11 protein-coding genes are annotated in these 10376 nt (G+C 64.3%); 6 read left to right on the forward strand and 5 right to left on the reverse strand.

The features are described from left to right. Nucleotides 1-798, reverse strand: a 798-nt coding sequence (locus tag EN914_RS10950) for a DUF6596 domain-containing protein (RefSeq protein WP_281034653.1), incomplete at its 3' end; no start/stop codon positions are given. Then, entirely contained in the window at nucleotides 798-1151 is a 354-nt protein-coding gene (locus EN914_RS10955; RefSeq protein WP_013528640.1) for a YciI family protein, read from the reverse strand. The genes EN914_RS10950 and EN914_RS10955, both read right to left, overlap by 1 nt. 257 nt (nucleotides 1152-1408) lie before the next feature. On the opposite strand from EN914_RS10955, the gene EN914_RS10960 reads away from it, so the two are divergent. Genes EN914_RS10960 through EN914_RS10970 form a run of 3 tightly spaced genes read left to right on the forward strand, consistent with a single transcriptional unit; the run spans nucleotide 1409 to nucleotide 4884 of the window. Continuing rightward, nucleotides 1409-2368: a TAXI family TRAP transporter solute-binding subunit gene (locus tag EN914_RS10960; protein ID WP_024502189.1), complete on the forward strand. Its 960-nt coding sequence runs from the start codon at nucleotides 1409-1411 to the stop codon at nucleotides 2366-2368. A 15-nt stretch (nucleotides 2369-2383) separates the two neighbouring features. Next, on the forward strand, nucleotides 2384-4504 hold the full coding sequence (locus EN914_RS10965; protein ID WP_024502190.1) for a TRAP transporter permease: 2121 nt from the start codon (nucleotides 2384-2386) through the stop codon (nucleotides 4502-4504). Continuing rightward, on the forward strand, nucleotides 4501-4884 hold the full coding sequence (locus EN914_RS10970; RefSeq protein ID WP_024502191.1) for a DUF1850 domain-containing protein: 384 nt from the start codon (nucleotides 4501-4503) through the stop codon (nucleotides 4882-4884). Before EN914_RS10965 ends, EN914_RS10970 begins: the two co-directional genes overlap by 4 nt. A 15-nt stretch (nucleotides 4885-4899) precedes the next feature. Here EN914_RS10970 and EN914_RS10975 read toward each other — a convergent pair whose 3' ends face one another. Together EN914_RS10975 and EN914_RS10980 are read right to left on the reverse strand one after the other, a co-directional pair. Next, complete coding sequence (locus EN914_RS10975) at nucleotides 4900-5361, reverse strand: thiol-disulfide oxidoreductase DCC family protein (RefSeq protein WP_024502192.1); 462 nt, start codon at nucleotides 5359-5361, stop codon at nucleotides 4900-4902. Between the two features lie 179 nt (nucleotides 5362-5540). Then, nucleotides 5541-5681, reverse strand: coding sequence for a hypothetical protein (locus EN914_RS10980; protein WP_013528645.1), 141 nt, complete (start codon nucleotides 5679-5681; stop codon nucleotides 5541-5543). A 149-nt stretch (nucleotides 5682-5830) separates the two neighbouring features. Here EN914_RS10980 and EN914_RS10985 point away from each other — a divergent pair, with 149 nt between their 5' ends. From EN914_RS10985 to ligD, 3 genes are read left to right on the forward strand one after another with little or no spacing between them, the layout of a single operon-like run. Further along, nucleotides 5831-6046 (forward strand): hypothetical protein, encoded by a 216-nt coding sequence (locus EN914_RS10985; RefSeq protein ID WP_127218916.1) that lies wholly within the window; start codon nucleotides 5831-5833, stop codon nucleotides 6044-6046. Nucleotides 6047-6058: 12 nt separating this feature from the next. Continuing rightward, on the forward strand, nucleotides 6059-6928 hold the full coding sequence (locus EN914_RS10990) for a Ku protein (RefSeq protein WP_024502194.1): 870 nt from the start codon (nucleotides 6059-6061) through the stop codon (nucleotides 6926-6928). Nucleotides 6929-6940: 12 nt separating this feature from the next. Further along, a complete protein-coding gene (ligD, locus tag EN914_RS10995; RefSeq protein WP_024502195.1) occupies nucleotides 6941-9454 on the forward strand; it encodes a DNA ligase D in 2514 nt (837 codons plus the stop codon). Nucleotides 9455-9530: 76 nt separating this feature from the next. On the opposite strand, the gene EN914_RS11000 is transcribed toward ligD, so the two are convergent. Continuing rightward, nucleotides 9531-10205, reverse strand: a complete 675-nt coding sequence (locus EN914_RS11000; RefSeq protein WP_013528648.1) for a helix-turn-helix transcriptional regulator — start codon at nucleotides 10203-10205, stop codon at nucleotides 9531-9533. Nucleotides 10206-10376: the final 171 nt, after the last annotated feature.

Below are 10376 nucleotides of genomic sequence, written 5' to 3' on the forward strand. Positions count from 1 at the left end.
AAGGCAATCCTGTTCCGCCAGCGGCCCGAAGTCGCCGGCGGCGCTGCGCCGTGCGGCGCGGCGCGACTCAGCAAACAGCATCAGCGACAGGAGGCCCAGCGCCTCCGGCTCCTCCGGCAACAGCGAAGCCACCAGCCGGCCGAGCCAAATGCCTTCGGTCGCCAGATTGCGCCCTCGCGTCTCGGTGCCCGCCGGGTCGGACCAGCCTTCGGCGAAGGCGGCGTAGATCGCTTCCAGCACCGCATCCAGCCGTTCGCCGAGTTCGGCCTGCTCCGGCACGCGGAACGGAATACCGGTTTCACGGATGCGGGACTTGGCTCGCACCAGGCGCTGGCCCATCGTTGCCGGCGAGACCAGGAAGGCGGAAGCGATCGTCGCGGCGTCGAACCCCAGCACCGTCTGCAGGATGAGCGGCGAACGCACGCTCGATTCGATCGCCGGATGGGCGCAGGCGAACATCAGCCGCAGCCGCTCGTCGGGCAGGTCTTCGTCGGTCATGCGCGCCTCCGCTTCCTCGGCAATCAGCTTGAGATGCTCGCGGCCGGCCTCGCTGGTCAGCCGGCGCCGCACCGCATCGACGCGGCGCCGCCTTGCCACCGCCAGCAGCCAGGCTTCCGGTTTCTTGGGTACGCCGGTTCTTGGCCAGCGTTCGAGGGCGGCGGCAAAGGCATCGGCCAGCGCGTCCTCGGCTGCGGCCACGTCGCGCGTGCGGGCCGCGAGCCAGGCGACAAGCTTGCCGTAGCTTTGCCGGGCGGCGGTTTCCGCTGCCGCCCGCGCGATCTCCAGGCCACTTTCCATCACATGGTCTGTTCCCAGATCGGCCGCAGCTCGACCGTGCCGGCGCTGGCCGCGGGGCAGCGCGCCGCCCAGGCGATAGCGGCATCGGCATCCTCGGCCTCGATCATGTAGAAGCCCGCAAGCTGCTCCTTGGTGTCGGCATAGGGGCCATCGAGCACGTTGGTCTTGCCATTGACCATCCGCACCGAAGTGGCGGCCTGGGTCGGCTTCAGCCGGTCGCCGGCCAGCCAGGCGCCGGACTTCTTCAACGCATCGGTATACGCGCCATAGGCAGCGCTGATCTCGTAGGTCTTATCGGTCGGCGCGGCCGCCATCGCGGCTTCATTGACGTAGATCAAAAGCATGTATCGCATGGTCTTCTCCCGTTGTTTCGAAGGCTGCTTCGTTTGCGAGCCGGACGTATGTCGCGCGGCCCTGGCCGATTTCGACAGGCATTGGAAAAATCTTTCGGCTCCGAAGACATTTCACGCAAGCGGCCATCTGTGCATCCCGCACTCAACCATTCGTCTAACGCATGGGATTGCGGGTTGGCATTTCCATCTCGCTGTCTAAACTCGCTTCTGTTCGCGTCAGGGAGGTGATGCGGCTGCTATTTCAGGGAGGAAATCAGATGTTCCATTTCAGGACGAAACTTGTTGCGGCCGGCGCCGTGGCGCTGTCGCTTGGCCTAGGCGCTGTTTCCGCCAAGGCGCAGGAATTCATCAACGTGCTCACCGGCGGCACATCTGGCGTCTATTATCCGCTCGGCGTGGCACTGTCGGAAATCTACGGCAAGGGCATCGAAGGCGCCCGCACCCAGGTGCAGGCAACAAAGGCTTCGGTCGAAAACCTCAATCTGTTGCAGCAGGGAAAGGGCGAGATCGCGTTTGCGCTGGGCGATTCCGTCAAGCTGGCCGCCGAAGGCAATGCCGAGGCCGGTTTCCCCGGCAAGCTCGATAAGTTGCGCGGCATCGCAGCCATCTATCCCAACTACATCCAGATCGTCGCCAGCCGGGAGTCCGGCATCAAGACGCTGGCCGACCTCAAGGGCAAAAGCCTGTCGGTCGGCGCGCCGGCCTCCGGCACCGAGCTCAACGCCCGCGCCATCTTCGCCGCCGCCGGGTTGAAGTATGAGGATCTCGGCCGGGTCGAGTATCTGCCCTTCGCCGAATCGGTCGAGCTGATCAAGAACCGGCAGCTCGACGCCACGCTGCAATCGGCCGGGCTCGGCGTCGCCTCGATCCGCGACCTCGCCACCTCCGTGCCGATCAATGTCGTGGCGGTGCCGGCCGAGGACGTCGCCAAGATCGGCGCGCCCTATCTGTCGGTGGTCATTCCCAAGGGCACTTATGAAGGCCAAAGCGAGGATGTCGCCACCGCCGCCGTCGGCAATTTCCTCATCACCCGCGCCGATGTCTCCGACGAGACCGCCTACCAGATGACCAAGCTGATGTTCGACCATCTCGACCAACTGGCTGCGGCACATGCCGCCGCCAAGGCGATCGACCCGGCCAAGGCGCTCGACGGCATGCCGGTGCCGCTGCACCCCGGTGCCGAGCGGTACTACAAGGAGAAGGGCTTGTTGAAGTAGGGGCGGGTCCGTCGGATGACCGAAGCAACGTCTGGAACATCAACCGACGGCAAATCCGCCACCTTCCATCTGCCTGCCGTCGAAGAACAGGTCGAAGGGCTGCCGCCGGGCTTCGGCGACGGCCTTGCGGGCAAGGCCGCCTTTCTCATCGCCGTCGCCTTTTCCGTGTTCCAGATCTATGTCGCCGCCTATGGCAGCATTCCGAGCCAGGTGGTGAGGGCCATGCATGTCGGCTTCCTGCTGCTGCTCGGCTTTGGCCTGATCGCCAATCTACGCGCCAAGAGCATGCCGGCGAAAGCCGCGTTCTGGACGCTCGGGGCGCTCGGCTTCGGCACCGGCCTCTACAATTGGCTGTTCTACACCGATCTGATCCGCCGCTCCGGCTTCCTGACCACGCCGGACCTCGTCGTCGGCGCGGTGCTGGTGGTGCTGGTCTTCGAGGCAGCGCGGCGGCTGATGGGCCTGCCGCTGGCGGTCATCGCTTTCATCTTTCTCGCCTACTGCTTTTTCGGCAACCATTTGCCGCCGCCGCTCATCCATCGCGGCTATGATTTCGCCCAGATCGTCGACACCTTCGCCTACGGCACCGAAGGCATCTACGGCACGCCGATCTATGTCTCGGCCGCCTACATCTTCATCTTCGTCGTCTTTGCCGCCTTTCTAGAACGCGCCGGCATGATCGCGCTGTTCAACGATTTCGCGCTTGGCCTGGTCGGCTCGTGGCGCGGCGGCCCGGCGCAGGTCTGCGTGCTGTCCTCGGCGCTGATGGGCACCATTTCCGGCTCGGGCGTCGCCAATGTGGTGGCCAGCGGCCAGTTCACCATCCCGCTGATGAAGCGCTTCGGCTTCCGCTCGGCTTTTGCCGGCGCCGTCGAGGCGACCTCCTCGATGGGCGGCCAGATCATGCCGCCGGTAATGGGTGCGGTCGCCTTCATCATGGCCGAGACGCTGAACGTGCCTTATGCCGAAGTGGTCAAGGCGGCGATCATCCCGGCGCTGCTCTATTTCGGCGCCTGCTTCTGGCAGGTGCATCTGGAAGCCGGCAAGGCGGGCCTGCACGGCATGGCCAAGGCCGAGCTGCCCAATCCGTGGGACGCGGTGCGGCAACACTGGCCGCTGGTGCTGCCGCTGGCCGCGCTCATCTACCTGCTGTTTGCCGGCTATACGCCGATCTTCGCCGGCACGATGGGCCTGGCGCTGACCATCGTGCTCATCCTCGGCACGCCGTTGGCGGCAGCGATCGGGCCGCTGGCCTTCCGCATCGTGTTCTGGATCGCGCTCGGGCTTGCCGCCGCTTCGTTCATGAAGTTCGGCGTCAACCTCCTCGGCCTGGTGATCGCCGCACTGGTCGTCGCCTGCTTCACGTTCAAGGGCGGCCGCGAGACGTTGCAAATCTGTGTCGACTCGCTCGCCGAAGGCGCCAAGAACGCGCTGCCGGTCGGCATTGCCTGCGCCATTGTCGGCATCGTCATCGGCACGCTGACGCTGACCGGCATCGCTTCGACCTTCATCGGCTGGATCATCTCGATCGGCGAGGACAATCTGTTCCTGTCGCTGGTGCTGACCATGGTCACCTGCCTGGTGCTGGGCATGGGCATTCCGACCATTCCCAACTACATCATCACCTCGTCGCTGGCCGGGCCGGCGCTGCTCGAGCTTGGCGTGCCGCTGCTGGTCAGCCACATGTTCGTGTTCTATTTCGGCATCATGGCCGATTTGACGCCCCCGGTGGCGCTGGCGGCGTTCGCCGCCGCACCGATGGCCAGGGAAAGCGGCCTGAAAATCGGCATCCAGGCGACCAAGCTGGCCATTGCCGGCTTCGTCGTGCCGTTCATGGCTGTCTACACGCCGGCGCTGATGCTGCAGGACGCAGGTCCGATCGCCGCCCAGTTCGGCTATCCCGTCGAGGTCGCCTACATCGTCGCAAAAGCGTGCATGGGCATCGTGCTGTGGGGTGCCGCCGCCGTCGGTTTTCTGGTCACCCGCATGGCGTGGTGGGAGCGGCTCGTCGCCTTCGCGGCCGGCGTGCTGCTGGTCGCCGCGGTGCCGCTCACCGACGAGGCCGGCTGGGTGCTGGCGCTGGCCTGGATCGGCTGGCACTGTTTTCGCGCGCGGCAGGCTTCAGTCAGAACATGAGCCTGTGCATCCTGGCCGCGGGCAAGACGGTAACGCTCTCCGTCGCCGCCTTCACGCTGTCCTGGACGCATTCGGTGGAACGGACGCGCTGGCAAGAAGACTGGAAGGTCACGTCCTCCAGCCTGCAGGTGGTCGAAGCCCGGATCGAGGGCTCGGGCGCCGGCATGGAGCCACCGGAAGGCGCGGTGCTGAAGGAGGGTTGGTGGAGCTATGCGCCTGATGTCGGCCCGCAGCGGCGCGTCGTGCTCGCCGCTTCAGGTGCAACCAGCGACGGCTGGACACTGTGCACGGTTCAGGGCTGCCGGGAATTGGGGAGGACGGCAGGCGGACCGATCGTGCTCGAGCCGTGCCGGCCGGATGGCACGAGCCAGCCGCGGTAGCGCATAGCCACACCCTCAGCCAAGGAACCGCTTGCGCAGCTCCGGAGAAGGAATGTCGCAAGCATCCTTCCTGCCGAACAGGGCGTAGCGGTTCCTGGCGATGCGATCATAGAGCCAACCACGCAGCGGGCGCGGCAACAGCAACAGTGCCTTGGCCGCCCGCCAAGGCCAGCCGAGTTCCGCCATGACGGCGACAAAACTGTCCAGCCGCGTGAAGGCGACGCCGTCGATCAGGACGAGATTGGTTTCGTAAGAGTCGGTGCGCAGTCCATGCTTCCGGAACAGCGCTTCACCGAAGGGCGACTGCGCGGTGGCGAAGCGGAAACGGCCTTGGCGGTCGAGCCTGACCACCATGCGCACGAAACCGGAGCAGAGCACGCAGACGCCATCGAAAACGATCAATGGATGGCGTGAGTCGAGAACTGCTTCGAAGGGACGAGTTGACTGGGGTCGAACTGGTTGAGGATGGTCCGTCACGCTGGCCTCGGCTGCTCGTGTCCTATGACACTAAGCCGGCCAGCGATGGTATCAAAGCCGTGACGATGTCGCACGGCGCCTGTCGGCGAGAGCGGGACGCTCGGCGCGATAGGTGGTGGCGCGGGTAGAGGCGGCCGGCCTGCAGATCCGGCTGTTGTGGCGATTTTCGAAAGCCATGATCAGTGCGCGCCCAGCGAGTTGCCGCGACGGGCGCAGGCCGGGCCGGGGCCGCGCATGTAATAGCGTTCGGGCCGGTAGGTCGGCGCGACGAATTCGCGGATGGCGGCGGCATAGCCGATGAGGTGCGCGAGGAAGTTCATTACCTTGTCCCTGTCCCGATTTTCGGATGTCCCTTCCGAATTGCGGTCATCATAGCGTCGAGGCGTGAATAGTCGGTGAACGTGATGTTAATATCTGGTCGAAAATGCCTTGCTTCGTGGCTGGAATGCGGCTGATTCGGGGTCTTTCCGTGCAGTTGGTTGGCATTCCGGCCAATGTGACTTTTGCATCACATATGTTTCGTTTGAATGTCGCCTGCGCGCGGTTCTGTTTCAACTTTTGCCGAGCCCGCGAAATTTCCGTGCTGGCGGCCAGAACCAACCAGGCGGCCCCTTGGCATCCAGATCGGCGCGGGAGCGCGGAACTGGAGCGCGATCTGTCCGTTCTCACCTTCATCTGGTTCTGAAGGGAAGATATCATGGCGCCGCGTCCGGCCTGGAGAGGCTATCTGAAGCTTTCGCTGGTCACCTGTGCCGTCGAACTGACCAATGTCGTCACCCATACGGAGCGGGTCTCGTTTCGCATTCTCAACCGCAAGACCGGCAACACGGTGAAGCGCCTCTATGTCGATGCCGAAACCGGCAAGCCGTTGGAGGAGGAGGACGAGATCAAGGGTTATGAACTCGACGATGGCAATTTCATCCATATCGAGGAAGACGAGATCGAGGCGGTGCAGATCGAATCCTCGCACACGATGGCGCTCGACGGCTTCGTCGACAAAGCTTCGATCCAGCAGATCTATCTCGACACGCCCTACTATGTGGCGCCGACCGACAAGGTGTCGGAAGAGGCGTTCGCCGTCATTCGCGATGCGATGGCGGGCAAGAAGATGGCCGGGCTGGCGCGTATCGTGCTCTACCGACGCGAACGGCCGGTGGTGATCGAACCGCTCGGCAAGGGCATGGTGCTGACGACGCTGCGCTACGACAACACGGTGCGGCAACCGGACACCGTCTTCGGCGACATCGAGCCCGTGAAGACCGATCAGGAGATGACCGATCTGGCCGAGTTGATCATCGACAAGAAGAAGACGAAGTTCGATCCCTCGAAATTCGACGACAAATACGAGGACGCGCTGCTGGAGCTGATCCGCGCCAAGAAGGCCGGCCACAAGGCGCCGAAGGCCAAGGCGGCGCCCAAACCTTCCAATGTCGTCAATCTGTTCGACGCGCTGAAGAAGAGCCTGTCGAACACCGGGTCATCGAAAACATCTTCGTCGGCGAAGGCCAGGCCAGCGGCCAAACGCGCAAAGTCGAAAGCCAGCGCGCCCAAACGCAAATCGGCGTGAGGAACCCAACGGATGGCCAGCCTCGAACAATATCACTCCAAGCGCGATTTCAAGAAAACCGCCGAACCGGCCGGCAAGGTCGCCCGGACCAAGAAGGGCGAGGCCGGCGGCATCTTCGTCATCCACAAGCATGCCGCGACGCGGCTGCATTACGACTTGCGGCTCGAGCATGACGGCGTGCTGTGGAGTTGGGCGGTGACGCGCGGCCCGAGCCTCGACCCGCATGAGAAGCGACTGGCTGTCCATGTCGAGGATCACCCGATCGACTATGCGCCGTTCGAAGGCACCATTCCCAAGGGCGAATATGGCGGCGGTTCGGTTATCGTTTGGGATGAGGGCACCTGGATTCCCGAGAGCGACCCGGCCAAGGCGATGAAAAAGGGCCATATCAGCTTCGAGCTCAGGGGACACAAGCTGCATGGGGCATGGCATCTGGTGCGGCTGAAGCCGCGAGCGGGTGAAAAGCGCGACAACTGGCTGCTGATCAAGTCGGACGATGCCGCAGCGCGTCCCGGCGAGGACATCCTCAAGGAAGCGCCTGAATCGGTGAAGTCCGGCCTGACGATCGAGGAGGTCGGCGAGGGCAAGACCGCGAAGGGCGAGAAGCCGAAAGTCTGGCATTCCAACAAGCCGGCCGCCGTCAAGACAAAAGCCGGCAAACGCCTCGACTTTATCGAGCCGCAGCTGGCCACGCTCGAGCGTGATGCGCCGCCGGGCAAGGACTGGCTGCATGAGGTGAAGTTCGACGGCTATCGCATGCAGGCGCAGATCGCCGGCACCGATGTGCGGCTGCTGACCCGCACCGGCCTCGACTGGACGAAGAAATTCGGCGGCGAGATCGTCGCGGAGTTGGCCGGGCTGAAGTGCAGCGACGCCATCCTCGATGGCGAGGTGGTGGTGTTGGCCGACAGTGGTGTTTCGTCCTTCGCGCTGCTGCAGCAAGACCTGTCGGCGAAGCGGACCAATCGTTTCATCTATTACGTGTTCGACCTGATGCGCCTCGATGGAAGGGATTTGCGGCGCGAGCCGCTGGTCGAGCGCAAGCAGGCCTTGCAGGAACTGCTCGGCGAACACTCCGACAATGCGGCGGTCCGCTTCAGCGACCATTTCGCCGAACCCGGCAAGATCATGCTGGAGCATGCCTGCCGGATGGGCCTGGAAGGCGTCGTCTCCAAGCGTGCCGATGCACCGTATCGCAGCGGCCGCGGCCCAACCTGGGTGAAGTCGAAATGCACGGCGCGGCAGGAGTTCGTCATTGGCGGCTACCTGCCGTCGGACAAGACCGGGCGCGGCCTGCGCTCGATCCTGGTCGGCTTCCACGAGGGCGGCAAGCTGCATTATGCCGGCCGCGTCGGCACTGGTTTTTCGGGCAAGGGCGCCAATGAGCTGAAGGCAAAACTCGATGCGTTGACGGCAAAATCATCGCCCTTCTCCACCGCCGTGCCGAAGGGCAAGGGCCTGGTCTGGGTCAAGCCTGAACTTGTCGGCGAAGTGGAGTTTCGCAGCTGGACCTCGGACCGTATAATACGCCACGCCTCGTTCCAGGGGTTGCGCGAGGACAAGCCGGCGGAGGAAGTCGTGCAGGAAAAGCCCAAAGCGGCGACAGGCAAGCCATCGACAGGCAAGAGCACGGCCAAGCCGGCATCAGGCGGCAAAGCCGCCGGGTCGATGACGACCACGGTCAAACTCTCGCATCCCGACAAGCTGCTGTGGCCGGACGAAAACATATCCAAGCAGGGCCTGCTCGACCATTACGCACAGGTTTGGCCGCGCATGGAACAGTTCGTGGTCAACCGGCCGCTCAGCCTGGTGCGGGCGCCGGACGGTGTCGGCGGCCAGCGTTTCTTCCAGAAGCATGCCTCGGCTGGCATGAGCGACAAGATCGCGCGCATGAAGGACCCGACCGACGGCGAGGAGATCCTGTTCATCCGGGATTTCGATGGTGTTGCCGCACTGGTCCAGTATGGCGTGGTCGAGATCCACATCTGGGGGTGCACGATCGATGAGATCGAAAAGCCCGACCAGATCATCTTCGATCTCGACCCGGATGAAGGCGTCGACGTGAAGGCGGTGCGCGAGGCGGCGCTCGATATCAGAGGCAAGCTCGACGAGCTGTCGCTGCCGAATTTCGTCAAGACCTCGGGCGGCAAGGGCTATCACGTGCTGGTGCCGCTGAAGCCGTCTGCCGAATGGGACGCGGTGAAGGGCTTCGCCCATGACTTTGCCCGCGCGTTGGAGCAGGGTGCCCCCGATCGCTACACGGCGACGCTGTCGAAAAAAGCGCGCACGGGAAAGATCTTCGTCGACTATCTGCGCAACGGCAGGGGCTCGACGACGGTCGCGCCCTATTCCTCGCGCGCCAAGAAGGGCGCCACCGTGTCGATGCCGGTGACCTGGCCAGAGATCGAGGCCGGCTTGCCGCCGAACGCTTTCCCGATCGGCGACAAGACGACGCTGAAGCAGCTGGCGAAAGCCGATCCGTGGAGGGAATTTTTCAAGCAGGGGAAGGCGTTGAAGCGGGGGTAGTTCGCGCAATTTGCCAGCGCAGCGATCCTTCGCGCCCCCTCTGGCCTGCCAGCGTGACGAAATCAGCGTCGGCTCCTCAGCTCAGAAACACCTTCTCGAAAGCCTGCTTGCCCGGCAGCGAGAAAATCACCGCGCGGCTGTCCTTCTCGCGGCGCGCCCATTTCTCGGCAAGGATCTTGTCGAGGATGGCGGCGCCCAGCGTGCCGGCGAGGTGCGAACGGCGCACGCTCCAGTCGAGGCAGGCGCGGCATACCGGCCGGCGCGGCTTGGTGTAGACGTCGATGCCGATCGCGGCGAAATGCGAAGCCGCCGATGGCCCGAGCCTGATCTCTTGTTCGTCGCGGACCAGTACGTTCTTGGCGACGAGCCGGTCGAGCATCGCCACTGCCTGCTCGCCGGCGAGGTGATCGTAGCAGACGCGCGCCACGCGCATCGCTGCATCGCGCGGACCCGGCCGCACACGCTTTGGACCGACGGCTTCCGCGACGCCTGTGATGGCTTCGATCATGCCCGCCACCTGCGGTCCGGCGAGGCCGTAATAGCGATGCCGGCCCTGGCTCGCCACCGTGAGCAGCCCACCTTCCATCAGTTTGCCCAGGTGCGAGCTGGCGGTCGGCAGCGAGACGCCGGCCTCGAGCGCCAGCTCGCTTGCCGTCAGCGCCGTGCCGCCCATCAGGGCATTTAGCATGTTTGCGCGTGCCGGGTCGCCGACCAGGCTGGCGATGCGGGCGATGTCGGGTCCTTCGCGCATAGTTCGTTCCTCATCGAAGCGTTCTTGTCAGATAATCACTATTCTCCGGTGAGATCAAGGAGACGACGATGGCCGCACGAACCGCTTTCCCCTCAGCCCCGCTCCACAGCCGTCGGTTCTTCCCGTTCGTCAGCTGGTTGCGTTCGCGGCTGCTGGCCCGCTGGTATGACC

The organism is Mesorhizobium sp. M7A.F.Ca.CA.001.08.2.1 (assembly GCF_003998455.1).
GTDB classification, from domain to species: domain Bacteria; phylum Pseudomonadota; class Alphaproteobacteria; order Rhizobiales; family Rhizobiaceae; genus Mesorhizobium; species Mesorhizobium ciceri.

What these genes read in the sequence shown, in the direction of transcription:
- EN914_RS11000 (WP_013528648.1), bottom strand. Translation starts at nt 10,205, where the DNA reads ATGCGCGAAGGACCCGACATCGCCCGCATCGCCAGCCTGGTCGGCGAC.
- EN914_RS10980 (WP_013528645.1), bottom strand. Translation starts at nt 5,681, where the DNA reads ATGAACTTCCTCGCGCACCTCATCGGCTATGCCGCCGCCATCCGCGAA.
- EN914_RS10970 (WP_024502191.1), top strand. Translation starts at nt 4,501, where the DNA reads ATGAGCCTGTGCATCCTGGCCGCGGGCAAGACGGTAACGCTCTCCGTC.
- EN914_RS10965 (WP_024502190.1), top strand. Translation starts at nt 2,384, where the DNA reads ATGACCGAAGCAACGTCTGGAACATCAACCGACGGCAAATCCGCCACC.
- EN914_RS10955 (WP_013528640.1), bottom strand. Translation starts at nt 1,151, where the DNA reads ATGCGATACATGCTTTTGATCTACGTCAATGAAGCCGCGATGGCGGCC.
- EN914_RS10960 (WP_024502189.1), top strand. Translation starts at nt 1,409, where the DNA reads ATGTTCCATTTCAGGACGAAACTTGTTGCGGCCGGCGCCGTGGCGCTG.
- ligD (WP_024502195.1), top strand. Translation starts at nt 6,941, where the DNA reads ATGGCCAGCCTCGAACAATATCACTCCAAGCGCGATTTCAAGAAAACC.
- EN914_RS10990 (WP_024502194.1), top strand. Translation starts at nt 6,059, where the DNA reads ATGGCGCCGCGTCCGGCCTGGAGAGGCTATCTGAAGCTTTCGCTGGTC.